The sequence below is a fragment of the Serratia sp. CY29653 genome, from assembly GCF_052169255.1.
Classification (GTDB): Bacteria; Pseudomonadota; Gammaproteobacteria; order Enterobacterales; family Enterobacteriaceae; genus Serratia; species Serratia sarumanii.
The window spans coordinates 1,589,115-1,606,878 of record NZ_JBJNLC010000001.1 but is presented as its reverse complement, the minus strand read 5'-3'; the positions used below and the strand labels follow the sequence as shown (position 1 = coordinate 1,606,878).

The 17,764-nt window shown below is 56.2% G+C and carries 15 protein-coding genes; 7 read left to right on the top strand and 8 right to left on the bottom strand.

All coding sequences use genetic code 11. The features are described from left to right. Positions 1 to 2: 2 nt before the first annotated feature. A complete protein-coding gene (cobB, locus tag ACJ8HN_RS07710) occupies positions 3 to 839 on the top strand; it encodes a Sir2 family NAD+-dependent deacetylase (RefSeq protein WP_033638183.1) in 837 nt (278 codons plus the stop codon). A gap of 48 nt (positions 840 to 887) precedes the next feature. On the opposite strand, the gene potD is transcribed toward cobB, so the two are convergent. Next, the gene (gene potD / locus ACJ8HN_RS07705) at positions 888 to 1,931 is read right to left on the bottom strand and encodes a spermidine/putrescine ABC transporter substrate-binding protein PotD (RefSeq protein WP_033638184.1); all 1,044 of its coding nucleotides are present in this window, start codon (positions 1,929 to 1,931) and stop codon (positions 888 to 890) included. A gap of 236 nt (positions 1,932 to 2,167) precedes the next feature. Here potD and ACJ8HN_RS07700 point away from each other — a divergent pair, with 236 nt between their 5' ends. Beyond that, on the top strand, positions 2,168 to 2,869 hold the full coding sequence (locus ACJ8HN_RS07700) for a MurR/RpiR family transcriptional regulator (RefSeq protein WP_033638186.1): 702 nt from the start codon (positions 2,168 to 2,170) through the stop codon (positions 2,867 to 2,869). A gap of 12 nt (positions 2,870 to 2,881) precedes the next feature. On the opposite strand, the gene ACJ8HN_RS07695 is transcribed toward ACJ8HN_RS07700, so the two are convergent. The 6 genes from ACJ8HN_RS07695 to ACJ8HN_RS07670 all read right to left on the bottom strand — a co-directional run bounded on the left by ACJ8HN_RS07695 (position 2,882) and on the right by ACJ8HN_RS07670 (position 9,107). Next, positions 2,882 to 4,267, bottom strand: a complete 1,386-nt coding sequence (locus ACJ8HN_RS07695; RefSeq protein ID WP_033646380.1) for a family 4 glycosyl hydrolase — start codon at positions 4,265 to 4,267, stop codon at positions 2,882 to 2,884. Positions 4,268 to 4,291: 24 nt separating this feature from the next. Next, positions 4,292 to 5,851 (bottom strand): PTS transporter subunit EIIC, encoded by a 1,560-nt coding sequence (locus tag ACJ8HN_RS07690; RefSeq protein ID WP_033638189.1) that lies wholly within the window; start codon positions 5,849 to 5,851, stop codon positions 4,292 to 4,294. 219 nt (positions 5,852 to 6,070) lie between these two features. Further along, positions 6,071 to 6,853, bottom strand: coding sequence for a spermidine/putrescine ABC transporter permease PotC (gene potC / locus ACJ8HN_RS07685; protein WP_442523234.1), 783 nt, complete (start codon positions 6,851 to 6,853; stop codon positions 6,071 to 6,073). Beyond that, positions 6,850 to 7,710 (bottom strand): spermidine/putrescine ABC transporter permease PotB, encoded by an 861-nt coding sequence (potB, locus tag ACJ8HN_RS07680; protein WP_033646379.1) that lies wholly within the window; start codon positions 7,708 to 7,710, stop codon positions 6,850 to 6,852. Before potB ends, potC begins: the two co-directional genes overlap by 4 nt. Further along, on the bottom strand, positions 7,694 to 8,809 hold the full coding sequence (gene potA, locus ACJ8HN_RS07675; RefSeq protein ID WP_033646378.1) for a spermidine/putrescine ABC transporter ATP-binding protein PotA: 1,116 nt from the start codon (positions 8,807 to 8,809) through the stop codon (positions 7,694 to 7,696). Before potA ends, potB begins: the two co-directional genes overlap by 17 nt. Positions 8,810 to 8,834: 25 nt before the next feature. Beyond that, positions 8,835 to 9,107: a hypothetical protein gene (locus ACJ8HN_RS07670; RefSeq protein WP_101456414.1), complete on the bottom strand. Its 273-nt coding sequence runs from the start codon at positions 9,105 to 9,107 to the stop codon at positions 8,835 to 8,837. A gap of 57 nt (positions 9,108 to 9,164) precedes the next feature. Between ACJ8HN_RS07670 and pepT the strand changes: the two genes are divergently transcribed. From pepT to ACJ8HN_RS07645, 5 genes are all read left to right on the top strand, one after another. Next, the gene (gene pepT, locus ACJ8HN_RS07665) at positions 9,165 to 10,394 is read left to right on the top strand and encodes a peptidase T (protein WP_004941154.1); all 1,230 of its coding nucleotides are present in this window, start codon (positions 9,165 to 9,167) and stop codon (positions 10,392 to 10,394) included. 299 nt (positions 10,395 to 10,693) lie between these two features. Beyond that, complete coding sequence (locus ACJ8HN_RS07660; RefSeq protein ID WP_442523233.1) at positions 10,694 to 11,833, top strand: tail fiber domain-containing protein; 1,140 nt, start codon at positions 10,694 to 10,696, stop codon at positions 11,831 to 11,833. A 205-nt stretch (positions 11,834 to 12,038) separates the two neighbouring features. After that, complete coding sequence (locus tag ACJ8HN_RS07655; protein WP_442523232.1) at positions 12,039 to 14,264, top strand: S-type pyocin domain-containing protein; 2,226 nt, start codon at positions 12,039 to 12,041, stop codon at positions 14,262 to 14,264. Beyond that, complete coding sequence (locus tag ACJ8HN_RS07650) at positions 14,264 to 14,521, top strand: hypothetical protein (protein WP_048321477.1); 258 nt, start codon at positions 14,264 to 14,266, stop codon at positions 14,519 to 14,521. Before ACJ8HN_RS07655 ends, ACJ8HN_RS07650 begins: the two co-directional genes overlap by 1 nt. 265 nt (positions 14,522 to 14,786) lie before the next feature. Then, on the top strand, positions 14,787 to 15,875 hold the full coding sequence (locus ACJ8HN_RS07645) for a malate/lactate/ureidoglycolate dehydrogenase (protein WP_033647436.1): 1,089 nt from the start codon (positions 14,787 to 14,789) through the stop codon (positions 15,873 to 15,875). Positions 15,876 to 15,952: 77 nt separating this feature from the next. On the opposite strand, the gene ACJ8HN_RS07640 is transcribed toward ACJ8HN_RS07645, so the two are convergent. Beyond that, positions 15,953 to 17,746, bottom strand: coding sequence for an ATP-binding cassette domain-containing protein (locus ACJ8HN_RS07640; protein WP_442523231.1), 1,794 nt, complete (start codon positions 17,744 to 17,746; stop codon positions 15,953 to 15,955). Between the last annotated feature and the right edge of the window lie 18 nt (positions 17,747 to 17,764).

Sequence of the window (17,764 nt, the reverse complement as noted above, 5' to 3'; positions counted from 1 at the left end):
TAATGCACACTCGCCATCGGCTGTGTCAGTTTCGCAAGAGTAAGCATGTGCTGCATCAGCGCTTTCGTTCACGCATTTTTCACCGTGACACCATGGCGGCGGCCGAGCTGAAAAAGCCGTTTGTGGTGGTGTTGACCGGGGCCGGCATTTCGGCCGAGTCGGGCATTCGCACCTTCCGCGCCGCGGATGGGCTATGGGAAGAGCACCGGGTGGAGGACGTCGCCACGCCGGAAGGTTTTCAGCGCGATCCGGCGCTGGTGCAGGCGTTTTACAACGAACGCCGCCGCCAGCTGCAGACGGAGGAGATCGCCCCGAACGCCGCGCACCGCGCGTTGGCGGATCTGGAGGAGTGGCTGGGGGAAAACTTCCTGCTGGTCACGCAAAACATCGATAACCTGCATGAACGCGCCGGCAGCAAGCGGGTGCTGCACATGCACGGCGAACTGCTGAAGGTGCGCTGCACCCAGTCGGGGCAGGTGTTCGAATGGCCCGGCGATCTCAGCGTTGACGACCGTTGCCACTGCTGCCAGTTCCCGGCGCCGCTGCGGCCGCACGTGGTATGGTTCGGCGAGATGCCGCTGGGCATGGACGACATTTACCAGGCGCTGAGCAAGGCCGATTTCTTCGTCGCCATCGGCACCTCCGGCCATGTCTACCCGGCGGCCGGCTTCGTGCATGAGGCGCGGCTGGGCGGCGCCTACGCCATGGAGCTGAACCTGGAGCCAAGCCAGGTGGAGAGCCAGTTCGACGAGAAGCACTACGGCCTGGCCAGCGAAGTGGTGCCGCGCTTTGTGCACAAGTTCCTGGTGGGCAAGGTAGCGCGGGCCGACAGGCCCTGATAAAGGCATCAGGGCGCACTGCGCGCCCTGATGGGATGGCGGGGCGTATTAGCGCCCGGCTTTCAGCTTTTGGAAGTAGCTCTCATACAGCGTGCTGGCGTCGCCGACGTCGTTTTGCCACTCGCCGTGCTCAATCACCGCCTTGTCCGGGTAGAGTGACTTGTCGTTGGCGATCTCCGGCGACAGCAGCTTTTTCGCCGCCAGGTTCGGCGTCGGGTAACCGATGGTTTCCGCCACCTGCACCGCGATTTCCGGCCGCAGCAGGAAGTCTATCAGCTTCAGCGCCCCCTCGACGTTGCGCGCGTTGGCCGGAATGGCCAGGCTGTCCATCCAGAAGATCCCGCCTTCCTTCGGCCAGACGATCTCAAGCGGCGTGCCGGCCTGGCGCGCCACGAAGGCCGAACCGTTCCACACCATACCGACGTTGACTTCCCCTTCCATAAACGGGTTGCCCGGGTTGTCGGAGTTGAAGGCCAGCACGTTCGGCATCAATTTCTGCAGTTCGTGATAGGCGGCTTCGATCTCTTTCGGGTCGGTGGTGTTGCCGGAATAGCCCAGCTTGAGCAGCGCCATCTGGAACACTTCGCGCGCGTCGTCGGTCAGCAGCAGGCGGCCCTTGTACTGCGGCTGCCACAGATCGGCCCAGGCGGTAACGGTAGAGGGATCCTGCTCGTCGCTGTTGACGCCGATGGCGGTAGCGCCCCAGATGTAAGGAATGGAATAGTCGTTGTTGGGATCGAACGGCTTGTTCAGCAGGGTAGGATCGAGATCCTTGAAGTGGCTGAGCTTGCTCTTGTCGATTTTTTGCAGCATGCCTTCCTTGCTCATCTTGGCGATGAAGTACGTGGAAGGCACCACCAGATCGTACGCGCCGTCTTTATAGGTCTTCAGCTTGGCGTACATGCTTTCGTTGGATTCATAGGTGGAATAAATCACCTTGATGCCGGTTTCCTTGGTGAACTGCTCCAGCAGCCCCGGCGGGACGTATTCAGTCCAGTTATAGAAGTACAGTGTTTTGCCGTCAGAGGCGTTTGCAGAGCAGATACTCAGCGCCATCATCCCGGCTGCGAGCAGATGTGACCACTTTTTCATGCAGCGTATCCTTCAGCAGTAGTGAGCAGAACCCGTATGAGCCGCCGTTTTCGGCCGCGCCATACCCCAGAAAGGGGCCATTATAGGGGGCGGGGCGGGGTGGGTAAAGGCGGTTATCCCGCAGGCAAATCAAGGGGTTTGGCGGCTTAAAGCGCATCACAATTTGATTGTCTCGCGCTGGACAGGCGGTGAAGCGCGTGCGAAACAATAATTTTGGCGAATAAACGAGGGCGGCGATGAATTTCAAACAGGTCTTCAGCCAGGCGGAGCTCAGCAAGACGGATCTGACGATTTTGCACTGCATTCTCGATAATCCGGACGCCTGCATCGACGACGGCATCCGTGCGGTGTCCGCACGCTGCTACAGTTCCCCCTCGACGCTGGTGCGGCTGGCTAAAAAGCTGGGCTTTCGCGGCTATCTCGAACTGGTCTATTTCATCAAATTCAACCTGACGATGGCGCCGGCCTATCAGGCGGAGCGCGCTACGCCGGCGGCACCGCCGGCGCAGTTTCTCGATCTGCTCGACAGCGGCAAGATCCTGATCCACGGCAGCGGATTTTCGCAATTGGTGGCGCAGTATATGTACAACAAGTTTATGACGCTGGGCGTAGACAGTTACCTGTCGCTGTGGCCGGATTTCGACATTCTTGACCGTGAGACGCGCTTTCGCTTCGATATGGTGATCGTGATTTCAAAGTCGGGCAACAGCGGCTCGGCGCTGAGCTGGAGCGAGGCGGTGAAGCGTAACCGCATCCTGTTGGCGGCCTTTTGCGGCGATGGCGACAGCCCGCTGGCGCAGCAGGCCGACATGACCTTTCTGTTTGAGGACCGGCAAAAATACGATCACGATATCTACTATCCCAATCCGTTTTTCGGCCACTGTCTGTTGGGATTCGAGAATGTGATCACCGCCTGGTTTGAACGACGCGGCCGCTGACGGCCGCGCCGTTTAGCGCCAGTGCCCGGCATACTGACGGTGAGCCTGCAGGTACTCCTCCACCAGCGTTTTCGCCAGCGAGTAGGAGTTGACCAGCGGGTGCACCATCAGCGCCTTGATGGCCAACTGGCGGTTGCCGGTCAGGATCGCCGCCACCGCCAGCCGTTCGTACTCTTTCACCTGCGAAATCAGGTTCTTCTGGGTGTCGGGAATATCGCGCATTTTGACCGGCTGAATGCCGGCGCTGCTCAATTCGCAGCTGATTTCGATCACGTCTTCCGGGTGCAGAAAATCGAGCGTGTCGCGGTTTTGCATCGATACCACCACGCGTTTTTGCCGGCCGCTGTTGACCGCCTCCAGAATATCGATCGCCACCCCGGCATAGCCGCCGCTGTCCGGCTGTTCGATAAACTGTTGCAGCGTCAGCATCTCACGCGTTTTCACCTTGCCCTGGCTGGACTCGCGCTGCATGTAGGAATTTTCGCGCTGCAGGTAATGGCTGAAGTAGACAGAGAAGGCGTGCTCCAACTGACGGGGGATGTCCAGCTCGCCCAACGCCGACAGCATTTGGCGGTTGATCGCCGCGATTTGTTCGCCGCGGGTCTCGCCGCCCTCGACGATGGCGGCGATCGCCTGCTCACGGTAGTAGTAATAGTAGAGATACTCGTTGAGCATCAGGTTGTCCGACAGCGCCACCAGCTCCGGCGAGAAGTATTTCATGCAGGTTTCGCGATACAGACGCGGATCCGCCAGCAACCGTTCCGTGACCGGCTCGCCGTTGACGCGCGCATTGCGGAACCAGGAAAGGTGATTGAGGCCGAAGCAGTCGACGCTCAGCTGGTCTTCGCGGCAGTCCAGCAGTTCGGCCAGTTCGCGGATGAACTCGCTGGGGGCGTCGCAGATGCCGTAGACCCGGCGCTGGAAGCCGGATTTGATGATCGCCTCGGTCACCATGCCGGAAGGATTGGTGAAGTTGAACAACACCGCGTCCGGCGAGGAAAGCTGCTCGATCAGGCGGCAATAGTCGAGGATCGCCGGAATCGAACGCATCGCCATGGCGAAGCCGCCGGCGCCGGTGGTTTCTTGCCCAAGCAACTGGTGATTGAGCGCGATGCGCTCGTCATGGATGCGGCCTTCCTCGCCGCCGATGCGCAGGGTGGTGATGATGTAGTCGGCGCCTTGCAGCGCCTGGCGCGCATCGCTGCTGAGGCTGAAAGCAATGTCGCCGCGAATGCGCTGGAATACGCCCTGCGCCAGGGCGCCGTAGATCGCCAGATGGCGCTCATCGGTATCCATAAACACCACTTCGGTAATGCCGATGCGATGGGCGTTATAGGCGATGGATTTGGCGAGGAACGGGGAACGCACGCCGCCGCCGCCGAGAACGGTTAATTTCATTCGATATCTCCCATTAATAAAGCGTTAGAGTGCCGCTAAATATTTCTCTACCTGATTTTTGACCTTGCCGACCGTGACGCCGTAAATCACCTGCACTTCACGGCGATTCTTCACCACGCCTTTGGCACCGGTGCTTTTCAACGCGGCTTCATCCACCCGCGCCATATCCTTTAATTCCACCCGCAGCCGGGTGAAGCAGTTGTCGACGGAAATAATGTTTTCCTTACCGCCCAGCGCGCGAATAATGATGCCGCTCAGTTCGTCCGGGTTATTTTTGCGGTTCCGGTAATCCTGTTTGGAATAGAGTTTGACGTCCTGATCATCTTCGCGGCCCGGCGTCTTCAGATTGAGCTTCAGCACCAGCGTTTTGAACACCAGGTAATACACCGCAAACTGCACCAGGCCGATGACCACATACAGCGGCCAGCGGGTGAGGGAGACCGGCAGCGGCAGGTTGTAGGCCAGGAACTCGACCAGCCCGCTGGCGCCCCAGGGGCGCACCTGGAACAGGTTGCAGGCCACCTGCGACAGCGCGGTCAACACGGCGTGGATCACCCACAGCAGCGGAGAGATAAACAGGAAGGTGAACTCTATCGGCTCGGTGATGCCGACCAGGATCGAGGTGGTGATGGCCGGGATCAGAATCGCCTTGGCCAGCATTTTCTTTTCCGGTTTGGCGGTGTGATAGAAAGCCAATGCCGCGCCCGACAGGCCGAAGATGGTCACCATCCCTTGCTGCGAGAAGCGCAGCGCTTCGTTCATCAGCGGCGAGATGCTCGGGTCGCGCATATAGGCCAGGAAAATTGCCTGCGAGCCGGAGACGGTCTGGCCGTCCTGCACGATTGAACCGCCGATGCTGGTGAGCTGGAACGGCGACCAGATAAAGTGGTGCAGCCCGGTGGGGATGAGGAATTTTTCGAAGAAGCCGTAGACGAAAACCCCGAGCGAGCCGGAGCTTTTCATAAAGCCGGTCAGCGCGATCAGGCCCTGTGAGATGGCCGGCCACAGGTAGCTGAAGGCGACGGCGTACAGCATGATGATCGGCGTCATGGCGATCAGTACCAGTTTGGCGCCGCCGTAGACCGAGAACACGCCGTTGAGTTCGACGTTGCACAGGCGGTTGTGCACCCAGGCGATGGTGACGCCGAGGATAAGACCGAGGAAAATGCCCATATCCACCACGGTAAAGCCCAGCAGTTCCGTCTGCCCGGTGCCGTAATATTCGCCGTTGATCTTGGCCGCGACGTGGCCGCTGAGTTGCAGATAAGACGAATTGGCGCCGAGGAACATGATAAAGCACATCACCGCAACCAGCGCCGCTTCGCTTTTTTTGTCTTTGGCCAGGCCGTAGGTAATGCCGATGCAGAAAATCAGCCCGAGATTGCCGAATAACGGCCAGAAGGTATCGCCGATCATTTTACCGATAGAGAACACGGCGGAATGTTCATTGATAAGTGTGGCATTGGTGAGAATAGAACTGAGCGCCAGAATCAGACCGATCACCGGCAGGAAAAATATCGGCCCCATCATGGCTTTGGAGAAAAGCTGCAGCTTGCTTAAGATATTATCGATAATACCTTTCATGGCAGTTCCTTTTTATATTTTAATGGATGACGACGTTGCTGAATAAACTCCCTGGAAGCGAGAAAAAAATAAGGCACCTTGCCTGGATTCAGTTATAGGGGGAAGTTTTCGCCGCTGCAATCGGCGGGGCGGAAATAGGCACCGATGGTCAGGGAGTGACAACCGGTGCCGATTGTGAAGGGGATCACAACCGGGCGCCGCAGCGCCCGGCGGGGAGGATTATTCGGCCTTGGGCGCGCGATCGCGCATCACCCACTGGCTGGCGATCACCATCACCAGCGACAGCAGCAGCAAAATGGTGGCCAGCGCGTTGACCTCCGGCGAGACGCCGACTTTCACCATCGAATAGATCTTCAGCGGCAAGATCTCGTAGCTCGGGCCGGTAACGAAGGAGGAGACGACCACGTCGTCCATCGACAGGGTGAAGCTCAGCAGCCAGCCGGCCGCCACCGCCGGCATCGCCAGCGGCAGGATGATCTTGCGCAGAATGGTTAACTCGCTTGCGCCGAGATCGCGCGCGGCCTCCAGCATTTTCACGTCGAAGCCTTTCAGGCGCGCGTAGACGGTCACCACCACGAACGGCAGGCAGAAGGTGATGTGCGAGAACAGCAGCGACCAGAAGCCGAGCGAAATGCCCAGCAGCATGAACAGCACCAGCAACGAGATGGCCATCACGATGTCCGGCGACATCATCACCACGAACAGCATGCCGCCGACGAACGGCTTGCCGCGGAAGCGGTAGCGGTACAGCGCCACCGCGGTCAGCGAGCCGATCAGCGTGGCGAAGGTAGCGGAGAGCACTGCCATAGTCAGCGAATGGCCGGCGGCCTGCAGCAGGCTGTCGTTGTTGAGCAGCGTGCTGTACCACTGGGTGGTGGCTCCTTGCCAACTGATGCCGAAGCGCGAGGCGTTGAAGGAGTTGACGATCAGGATGACGATCGGGATATACAGATAGGCGTACACCAGCGCCATAAAGCCGCCGCGCAGCAGACGTCCGATCATGCCAGATCCTCCTTCTTGTTCAGCAGGCGGGCGGCCCGGTAATAGACCAGCAGCAACAGCCCCATCACCAGCGTCAGGCAGATGCTGGTGGCCGCGCCGAACGGCCAGTCGCGGATATTGAGGAACTGGCTTTTAATCACGTTGCCGATCAGCAGATTCTTGGCGCCGCCCATCAGATCGGCGACGAAGAACAGCCCCATCGCCGGCAGCACCACCAGCAGGCAGCCGGCGATAATGCCCGGCATGGTCAGCGGCACGATGATGCGGATAAAGGTCTGCAGCTTGCCGGCGCCGAGATCGCGCGCCGCCTCCAGGCAGGACTTATCGAGCTTTTCGATGCTGGAGTAGAGCGGCATCACCATAAACGGCAGCAGGATATACACCAGGCCGAGGATCACCGCTTCCGAGGTGTACATGATGCGCAGCGGCTTGTCGATGACGCCGATCCACAGCAGCGCGTCGTTGAGATAGCCGCGGGTGCTGAGAAACAGCTTCAGGCCGTAGATGCGGATCAGCGAATTGGTCCAGAAGGGCACGATCAGCAGAAACAGCAGCAGCGGCCGCACCTTCTGCGGCAACCGCGCCAGGATAAAGGCGAACGGGTAGCCGATCGCCAGGCAGCACAGGGTGGCGATCAGCGCCATGTTCAGCGAGTGCAGCAGCACCTGGGCATACAACGGATCGAACAAGCGCCGATAGTTGTCCAGCGTGAACACCATCTGCACCAGGTTGGCGTCGTCGCGGGTCAGGAAGCTGGTGGCGATGATCATCAGGTTCGGCATGAACACGAACAGCAGCAGCCAGGCGACGACGCCGACGATCACCACATTCTGGAAGACTTTACGCGATTTCTTCATCGGCCAGCACCACCTCCCAGCTTTCAACCCAGGTCACCGCCATCTTCTGATTGAGCGAGTGATCGACGTCCGGATCGTCTTCGTTGAAGAACTCGCTGACCATCACCGTTTTACCGCTCTCCAGCTCGACCACCGATTCCAGCGTCATGCCTTTGTAGTTGCGCTCGCGCACGTAGCCGATCAGCCCGTCGTGCTGCGCGCTGTCGTTCACTTCTTCCACCCGCAGGTCTTCCGGGCGCAGCAGCACCTTCAGCTTTTGGCCCGGCTCCACCGGCAGATCGGCGTAGATGTCGCACTCGCGGCCTTCGACGTTGGCGCGCACCCGCCGCGGATCGAGGCGCTGCAGAACCACCGCGTCGAAGATGTTGATCTCGCCGATAAAGCTGGCGACGAACAGGTTCTTCGGCTCTTCGTAGATCTCGCGCGGCGTGCCGTCCTGCTCGATGCGGCCTTCGCGCATCACCACGATGCGATCCGACATGGTCAGCGCTTCCTCCTGATCGTGGGTGACGAACACGAAGGTGATGCCCAGCTTGCGCTGCAGCGCCTTCAGCTCGTTCTGCATCTGTTTGCGCAGCTTATAGTCCAGTGCCGACAGCGATTCGTCCAGCAGCAGCACCTTCGGCTTGTTGACCACCGCGCGGGCGATGGCCACGCGCTGCTGTTGGCCGCCGGAGAGCTGGCCCGGCCGCCGCTGGGCGAAGGCATCCAGCTGCACCATGCGCAGCGCCTCTTCGACGCGCGGCGTCAGTTCCGCCGCCGGCACCTTTTGCATGCGCAGGCCGAAGGCGACGTTGTCGAACACCGACATGTGCGGAAACAGCGCATAGCTCTGAAACACGGTGTTGACGTGGCGATGCTCGGCCGGAATGGCGGTGATGTCCTGGCCGTCGAGCACGATGCGGCCCAAATCGGCGTCTTCCAGACCGGCGATCAGGCGCAGCACCGTGGTTTTGCCACAGCCGGAGGGGCCGAGAATGGTGAGGAATTCGCCGTGGTTAATCGTCAGTTCGAGATCGGCAATGATGGTTTTGCCATCGAACGCTTTGCTCAGGGCATGCAGTTCAACAAGGGGTGCTCGAGAGGATGTCTCAGTCATTTATCGTATTACTCTATCCCGTGGGCTAATGCAGATAGAACCGCAACTGGAAAAGACTGCCGGAGCTTGCGGGATGCCCGCTGATCAAATGAAGCTCAAACCAGTTGCGCCAATGGAAATTTTTCGAGCGCGCATGATAGACGCTGAATGCCGGAATTGAAAGCCGATCCGGCCCAGATGCCGCGTTTTTCATCATGATAGCGACAAATGACCCTGTGATGACAGTGTTATTTCCCTCAGAAATCATCACAAAGATTAATGATATTGGCGAATTCTGGTTAAAAATGACCTGACGCAATATTTGATCCTGATCGGTTCCGCATAATGAAACGCGATATTCTGAGGGGCCGCTACCATGGACAAATTACTTGACCGCTTTTTCAACTACGTCTCTTTCGACACCCAGTCCAAAGCGAACGTAAAGCATGTGCCGAGCACCGACGGGCAGTTGAAGCTGGCGCGTGCGTTGCAGCAGGAAATGATCGCGCTCGGCTTCGAGCGGGTGTCGCTCAGCGAACACGGTTGCGTGATGGGCACCTGGCCGGGCAACGTCGCCTGGCCGGTGCCGGCGGTCGGTTTTATCGCCCATCTGGATACCTCGCCGGATTTCAGCGGCAAACACGTCAATCCGCAGATCGTCGAGAACTATCGCGGCGGCGACATCGCGCTCGGCATCGGCGATGAAGTGCTGTCGCCGGTGATGTTCCCGATCCTGCACCAGATGCTGGGGCAAACCCTGATCACCACCGACGGCAAAACGCTGCTGGGCGCCGACGACAAGGCCGGCATCGCCGAGATCCTCACCGCCATGGTGCGCCTGCGCGCGCGCAAAATCCCGCATGGCGACATCCGCGTAGCCTTCACCCCGGACGAGGAGGTAGGCAAGGGGGCGCAGCTGTTCGACGTGGCGGCCTTCAATGCCGAATGGGCTTATACCGTGGACGGCGGCGGCGTCGGCGAGCTGGAGTGCGAGAACTTCAACGCCGCCTCGGTGACGATCAAAATCCTCGGCAACAGCGTGCACCCCGGCAGCGCCAAGGGCGTGATGGTCAACGCGCTGTCGCTGGCCACCCGCATTCATCAGGCGCTGCCGGCGGACGAAGCGCCGGAGACCACCGAAGGCTACCAGGGCTTTTATCACCTCAGCAGCATCAAGGGCAGCGTGGAGCGCGCCGAAATGCACTATATCCTGCGCGACTTCGAGCGCGAAGGATTCGAGGCGCGCAAGCGCAAGATGGTGGACATCGCCCGTGAGGTCGGCAAAGGCCTGCCGCGCGATTGCTATATCGAAGTGAGCATCGAAGACAGCTATTACAACATGCGCGAACAGGTGGCGGAGCACCCGCACGTGATTGCGCTGGCGCAGCAGGCGATGCGCGACTGCGACATCGAACCGGTGATGAAGCCGATCCGCGGCGGCACCGACGGCGCGCAGCTGTCGTTCCGCGGCCTGCCGTGCCCGAACCTGTTCACCGGCGGCTACAACTACCACGGCAAGCACGAGTTCGTGACGCTGGAAGGCATGGAGCAAGCGGTGGCGGTGATCATGCGCATCGCGGCGCTGGCCGCCGAGCGGGCGCGGTAAACACCTTCGTTCCCCGGCCGGCTTGCGCCGGCCCGCATTCCCTTTTCTGATACGCCCGGCGGGCACAGCGCGCCCGCCGTTCTCTTATCGTTCCCTGCCTCATTGTTGTCCCCTTCACCATACAACCCGTGGTGAGGGAATCCCGTTATCCTCAGAGATAGAGTGCTGGTTATGCATACAGGATTGCTGTGTGCTTAACCGGTTTTACAGCTTCGGTGCGGTGAGCCCAGTGGCCAGGGAATGCTGGGGGAATGAGCGCTGTTAACCGCCATCAAACAGGACGTAAGAGGGTAATAATCATGGCAGAAGAAAAGAAAAATGCTCAGGTGATTAACGGCGTTAACGACGATATTGCCGAACTGAAATCGCTGTCTACGCTGCGCCAGCGCGTGGTCAGCGACGGTGAAATCGTCTCCAAATCAGCCAACGGTTTTCGGCTGGCAAATGGCAATACCGGTGTGATGCTGCGTAATGATGGACGCGATTTTTATGCGCTGACGACGCCGGGTGGCCAAGCGCTTAACGGGCAGTGGAACACCCTGCGCCCGTTCTCATTCAATTTGGCGTCGGGCCGGGTTGCGATGCAAAACGGTGTGGACATTTCCGGTGGGGCGGTGGTGTCACATAACGCAGGTATCTCCACCTCGACCACCGGCCCGACCCCGCTTATCAATGGACAAATCTATAACTCCGCACCTATAAAAAGTGATTTCACTAGCGGCAATGTCACCACAACCACCATGTTGGGATCCCGCGTCATTCCGGGGAAGGATAACTTCGGGTTAATTTCTTACCGCGACTGGCAGGGGAATTGGAACGAACTTCAGGTCAGAACTAACGCGGAACTTTCCGTCGGGCAATTGACCAAACGCAATTCTGACGGCTGGTTTTTTGCCAGCCCTCCTCAGAATGCAGATAGCAATAAAGAATCCCTTACCAAGGGATTGTACTTGCAAGCCCCGAATAACAAGCATGCCAATATTTATCACCATGACCATGTGAAATACAACGAACTCGTTATCAACGTGGGCAATGGCGGTCGGAATAGTTGGTTCGTTTTCAAAGAAGATGGCTATGCCGTTACCGGAGGTGGTTGGAACAGCAGCTCCGACGCCCGCATGAAAACGGACATCACCCAAATCGAAGGCGCATTGGACAAACTAGCCCGCATCGGCGGCTACACCTACCTCAAACAGGGCGTGCCGGAAGCCGGGGTGATCGCTCAGGAAGTGGAGAGCGTATTGCCACAGTCGGTCACCCAAACCGAATTGAAGCTCAATGATGGCACCGTATTGCAAGATGCCCGCAGTATCAATATCAACGGCGTGGTGGCGTTGCTGGTTGAGGCGCTTAAGGAGGAGCGCTCACTTCGAGATGCCGAGCGCGAAGAATTTGAAGCTCGATTGGTTGCTTTGGAAAAAGCGATTGCGATCGCCTGATGAATAAACTTTTTTGTAGGTTGCGCAGAGTATTAATCGATGGTGTTGCTGGTAATAAGCACTTAAGAATTTACTCTGCTGCCGAATAACGAAATAAAAGGACTGACACATGAGTGGCGGAGATGGAAAAGACAGCCGTGGCCCAACTGGCGGTATTAAAGGTGGGGCTTCAGACCAGGGGCCCAATGTAGGACACGGTGGATCTATGGATACAAATATTCCTGGCATGGGGGATGTGCATATCGATGGAGTACACGGTTTAAATCCCGGTCAAGATAACAGTACCAACTGGGAGGGGGGGAACGGTAAGGGTGGCAGGGACAGTAGCAGCAGTGGAGACTCCCAAGGAGCGGCAATACGGCGACAGGTGAACGCAATCAAAAATGACCCTAAAGTTAGTAATATCCTGAAGGAGTTACAAAAAAAAGTACGTGCGGTTACAGCTTATGCAAAGGTAGCTTTGAAAAGTGTGGAGGCTGACGGAAAAATACAGGTACAGGTTGGTGAAATTCGTACAAGCGATGAAGCCGCCGTTAGCAGGGCTATTACCTCTGTCTCACAAGTTAAAAATGTACTTGGCGTGGGGTTGCCTGCTCAAGGCGGGATCGTGTTCGCTGGCAATATCGATACCAATCATAGAATCGGTAATTATCAGAACGTACCCAACGGGAACAATAACGGCAACAATTCTGCCGCAGAGGATAAGGCGTCATTAGCCACCTATTCCGAGGTGCTTAATGGGAAAATTCCACCGGGCTTCTGGCTTGATAATAATAGGGTAATGACCGAAATTACTGAGCAGTATGAGATCAACGGCGGCGGCAAAGGGAGCGATCGCACAGGGTATCGGCAACGTAATGTCGAAGTGCCTTCTTTAACCTCGGCCTACCAGCAATTTAAACAGGTAGAACGAGAAGTGGCCGAAGAGGCCCGTAAGGCTGAAGAAGCTCGGAAAGCAGAAGAAGCCCGCAAGGCCGAGGCAGCCCGTAAGGCTGAAGAGGCTCGGAAAGCAGAAGAGGCCCGCAAGGCCGAAGAAGCTCGTAAGGCTGAAGAGGCTCGAAAAGCAGAAGAAGCCCGCAAGGCCGAGGCAGCCCGTAAGGCTGAAGAGGCTCGAAAAATAGAAGAAGCCCGCAAGGCGGAAGCAGAAAGAAAAGCGTTGTTCGCCAAAGCAGGAGTTTTGGACTCTCCGGCCTACACCCCGGAAAAGCTTAAGGCAGCGAACGCTGCGCTGACAGCTGCAGGCGCCGTGGTGCTCAACCGTGCGCCCGCGATGCTGCAGACGTCGATAGTCGGGCAAGGTGTGATGACGACCACGAGCGAACTGGCTGGCTGGGCAGCCAGTGCGTCGTGGCGGGCGGCCTACGAAGTTGGCAGTATACGCGCCGGCACCGTAGTCGCCGCCGGATCGGTGCTGGGGGCTTTTGCCCTCGGCTTCTACCCGACGGAGGTCGGTGCAGGGAGCGATCGGGTGCCAGGGCGTGATGTCAATCTGTTTGCCCTCCAGGCGAGCCTGGCGGCGGCGGGCAGGGCGACCATCCAGCCCGGCATGACCTCGGTCGATTTGCCGGTGCGCGGATTTATCACCACTGACGAGGATGGGAGACAGAGCGTCAACTTCGTCAGAACGGGCGTCGGCGGCGTATCGCCGAGCGTGCCGGTATTCAGACCTGTTCGCGATGAGCTGACGGGGCTGGACAAAATCACGCTGCCCGCAATGGCGGGGGTGCCGGCGAGGACGATACTGATTAACCCTGTGCCGACCGGGCCGGCAGCGCCGGCGCATACCGGTAACGGCTCACCGGGGCCCAAATCGCCAGTGCATACCGGCACCGGCATCAGGCAGGCGGACAGCATCGTGGTCACCACCTTCCCGGCGGATGTGGTGCAGGATCTGCAAGACTTTATCCTGTGGCAGCCGGATGCGACGGAGGTTGGTGTAGAGGCCATCTATGTGATGGTGAGCAAGCCCTATGGTGAAACCAACGCCAGGGGCAAATACAGCGGTCGTGAATACAACACCAATAAAGCTGGAGGCCCCATCCAGAATCTGGATTGGAAAGGGGCCAGCATCGACCGTGCCGGCGTGGATAAGGTGAAGCTGCATACTGGGCGTTTTGAACGGACCCCGGAAAACCAAGTGATGATTGACCGTTTGGATAAAATTTTGAAAGGGGAGCTACAACCTACTGACACTGACAGGCGATTTTATACACATGAAATCAGAGAGTTGGAGAGGTACAGGAATCTTGGCATAAAAGATGGTGAGGTTCCGCACAGTGTTCAAGAACAGAAGGCCGTATGGAATAATACACATACCGCTACGCTTGAAGACTATAGAATAAATGAAAAAGAACAGGCACTTTATACAGATGGGGCCCTACAAGCCGCATATGAACAGGAGCTGAAAGATGCTATGGGAGGGAAGAAATAATGCCTTTAAAAGATATCGTTAAAAATGAAAGTGTAGAAGATGTGCTAACTTTTTTGGGGCCGACCTCTGATTACCGGAAATTGGATCGTCTATATACCTATAATCGCTTTGATGCAATTTCCAGCGGGGAACTCTCTTCTACTTACGATGCATTATTCCAAAAAGGGGTGCTTCAAGATCAAGATGGAAAAGTAGTTAAAGGCCCCAACTGGAAAGAGCCGAAATTCGTAACCGAGAAAAAATACGGTATCGAATAGCCGTGGTTATGGTCTGATTCGTGCATTTTTAACCCCCAGCAAACGAAATTTTGTTGGGGGTTTCCTTTTTTGGAAGGTGGGGGGGCACCATAACGCGAGCCTTGTGCCGGGTGGCTAAAGTAGCGGTCCTCGCTCTTTTTGTCGCCTGGGCTAACGTGCGGATACTGTAGTTAAAACGGGACGCTTGCGATCGGCATAATCGCTTGCCGCAACAAGGCGTTGCTCATAGTGTGGAAGCACATTCCCCACGCATAAGGACCGCATGATGAGCACCGAATACCGTATCGCCAGCCCGCATTTGGCGCAGTTCGTTCAGGCGATTTGGCGCCAGGCCGGCAGTACGGCGCGCGAAGCCGAGCTGGTGGCCGATCATCTGGTGCAGGCCAATCTGGCCGGGCACGACTCACACGGCGTCGGCATGATCCCCAGCTACATGGCGTCGTTGGCGCAGGGGCAATTGCAGCTCAATCAGCACGCCGAAGTGGTGCGCGACGCCGGCGCGGTGCTGACGCTCGACGGTGCGCGCGGTTTCGGTCAGGTGGTGGCCAGCGAAGCAATGGCGCTGGGCATTGAACGCGCCGGCAAGCTGGGCCTGGCGGCGGTGGCGCTGCACAACGCGCACCATATCGGCCGCATCGGCCATTGGGCGGAGCAGTGCGCCCGCGCCGGTTTTATCTCGATTCACTTCGTCAACGTGGTGGGCGATCCGATGGTGGCGCCGTTCGGCGGCAGCGATCGCCGCTTCGGCACCAACCCGTTCTGCGCCATTTTCCCGCGGCCGGGCCGCACGCCGCTGCTGTTGGATTTCGCCACCAGCGGCATCGCCTTCGGCAAGACTCGGGTGGCCTATAACAAAGGGTTGTCGGTGGTGCCGGGCTATCTGATCGACGAACACGGGCGGCCGACTGCCGAACCGAAGGTGATGCACGAAGCGCCGTTCGGTTCGCTGCTGCCGTTCGGCTTGCACAAAGGCTACGCGCTGGCGGCGATGTGCGAAATCCTCGGCGGCGCGCTCTCCGGCGGCCGCACCACCCACGCCGCCACGCTGAAAGCCGACAGCGACGCCATCTTCAACTGCATGACCACCCTGATCCTCGATCCTCAGGCCTTCGACGCCCCGCAAATGCAGGCCGAGGCCGAAGCGTTTATCGGTTGGGTGAAGGCTTCGCCGCCGAGCGGCGAACAGCCGATCGCGGTGCCGGGAGAATGGGAAGAGGCCAACCGCGCGGCGCGGCTGGAGCAGGGCATACCGATCGATGCCAATACCTGGCGGCAGATTTGCGCGGCGGCGGAGCAGGCGGGCATGACGGCGGGGGAACTGGCGGATTACCGCGCGCAGGCGCGCCAGGGATAAAAACTTTATGATTGGTACATTGGATGACGAGCCTGGTTACGCTACTGATGCTGTCGGGGTGTTTGGTATTGATTCTTTCAGACAGCGGCGTCCAATGTATTTTTATGCAGAATGGATTGAATATAGATGTTTCTATCAGCCAATGAGGACAGCTCCCCCCTATCTGCAATGCCTTGTTGATCCAGCACGATGATTTCATCTGAGTAATCGAAGGTGGAACGTCGATGGCTGATATTAATCACGATAGAAGATGGATAAGCGGCTTTGATGTTTTCCAGTACCTCTCTTTCATTAATGATATCAAGAGATGAAGTCACTTCATCCAAAATGATGATTTTAGGTTGACGTAAAAACAGTCGAGCCAAAGATAATCGCTGGCGCTGCCCTCCGGATAATGTCATGCCATTGTCGCCAATTCTGAGATCCAATAACGAGGTTGAGTTATTAAGTGGAAGGTCATTGAGCTGTGCGTGCTTCAAAGCCATAAGGAGTTTTTCATCAGAGGCATCTGGGCACGCAATTTGCAGGTTAAATCGGAGTGTATCCATAAATATATAGTCATTTTGAGCGACGTGGAAAATTATTTCAGCCCGCTGCTTAATTGAGAGTGCATTTATTTCACTGCTGTTTAAATATATCCTTCCCGCATCAGGTTCCAGTTCACCTGAAATCAATTTTGCTAACGTGCTTTTTCCTGCTCCGCTAGGTCCCGTTAAAGTGAAAAAGCCAGCGTGCGAGAATTCAATGTTCATATTTTTAATGGTATATGTCCCGTTTTTATCATATGAATATTGCACATCTCTTAGCGTGATCGAAACTGCCGTGTCTTGTAAATCGGTGGTGTGTGAGTTTTGAGTTGTCGGCGGCTTGATTGATGTAATAAATGTATATAAGGATGCTGTGGACTTTTGCATCGCCGTATACATGGAACCGATGTTCTCTAAGGGAGTCGCCAATAACATGATGTAAGAGGCTATCATGACAAAGTGACCTAAGGTAATCCCCTTGCTTATAACAAAATAAAGAGAAAGTAAAAACGATGAGCCGAAGAAAAAGATACTTAGTAATGCTTCAATAAGTAAGAGTTTGAAATCTGTTTTGAGTAATGCCTCATGTTTATCTTCAATCTTGTTAAGGAGTGTTTTGTATCTGTTAAATAAAAATTCATATGTATTGCAAACTCTGGCAGCCTCCATGTTCTTAACGCTGTCAGTGATGATGCTGTATTTTTTTACCGAGGTAGAGTAAAAATCAGAGTAAAGTTCAGAGATTTTTTTGTTGAACTTTTTCTTAGTGTGAAGGTAAAGGATAAAATAAATTAAGAATAGTGATGATACGAGATAGTCTCCGGATAATAAAATAATTGAAATGCTGAATCCTAGCTGGAATAGAGGGGGGAGTAGGTTGTGTGAGATATTCCTCAGTAAAATTGTCAATTCATCTATAGCCTGATTTAAACGTTGGGTGATATCTCCCGTATTTTCATGGCTATTTACTTCTTTCAAATTGAAAAGGCTTTTAAAATAATTATCAGTCATGTTGATCACGATATTGTTACGTAGCGATGTGATTAATATGAAGTTTAATGCGGAAGAGAGCTTTCGCATGCTCATAATGGCGATATAACTGATAGCAAGGGTAATGATGGAAAGAGATAAACTGAATTCCTTTTCCTCAATGGCATTAATTAGGTAAGCCATAATTACCGGTTGTACAGAAAATAAAAATGTGGCGATCACTGAGATTAAAATCAAAGTGTAAAATTGACGTTTTACTGTGTAACTTGATGACTTGTTGAAATATTTCAATAAAAATAGTATTTTTTCCATCTTTTTACCTTTAATCTTCTTTACAGTATGATGCGGGCCCACACCATACTCTTGAAAATT

Excerpts from the sequence above, each read along its gene's own strand:
- cobB (WP_033638183.1), top strand. The coding sequence starts at position 3 with ATGCACACTCGCCATCGGCTGTGTCAGTTTCGCAAGAGTAAGCATGTG.
- potD (WP_033638184.1), bottom strand. The coding sequence starts at position 1,931 with ATGAAAAAGTGGTCACATCTGCTCGCAGCCGGGATGATGGCGCTGAGT.
- ACJ8HN_RS07700 (WP_033638186.1), top strand. The coding sequence starts at position 2,168 with ATGAATTTCAAACAGGTCTTCAGCCAGGCGGAGCTCAGCAAGACGGAT.
- ACJ8HN_RS07695 (WP_033646380.1), bottom strand. The coding sequence starts at position 4,267 with ATGAAATTAACCGTTCTCGGCGGCGGCGGCGTGCGTTCCCCGTTCCTC.
- ACJ8HN_RS07690 (WP_033638189.1), bottom strand. The coding sequence starts at position 5,851 with ATGAAAGGTATTATCGATAATATCTTAAGCAAGCTGCAGCTTTTCTCC.
- potC (WP_442523234.1), bottom strand. The coding sequence starts at position 6,853 with ATGATCGGACGTCTGCTGCGCGGCGGCTTTATGGCGCTGGTGTACGCC.
- potB (WP_033646379.1), bottom strand. The coding sequence starts at position 7,710 with ATGAAGAAATCGCGTAAAGTCTTCCAGAATGTGGTGATCGTCGGCGTC.
- potA (WP_033646378.1), bottom strand. The coding sequence starts at position 8,809 with ATGACTGAGACATCCTCTCGAGCACCCCTTGTTGAACTGCATGCCCTG.
- pepT (WP_004941154.1), top strand. The coding sequence starts at position 9,165 with ATGGACAAATTACTTGACCGCTTTTTCAACTACGTCTCTTTCGACACC.
- ACJ8HN_RS07660 (WP_442523233.1), top strand. The coding sequence starts at position 10,694 with ATGGCAGAAGAAAAGAAAAATGCTCAGGTGATTAACGGCGTTAACGAC.
- ACJ8HN_RS07655 (WP_442523232.1), top strand. The coding sequence starts at position 12,039 with ATGGATACAAATATTCCTGGCATGGGGGATGTGCATATCGATGGAGTA.
- ACJ8HN_RS07650 (WP_048321477.1), top strand. The coding sequence starts at position 14,264 with ATGCCTTTAAAAGATATCGTTAAAAATGAAAGTGTAGAAGATGTGCTA.
- ACJ8HN_RS07645 (WP_033647436.1), top strand. The coding sequence starts at position 14,787 with ATGAGCACCGAATACCGTATCGCCAGCCCGCATTTGGCGCAGTTCGTT.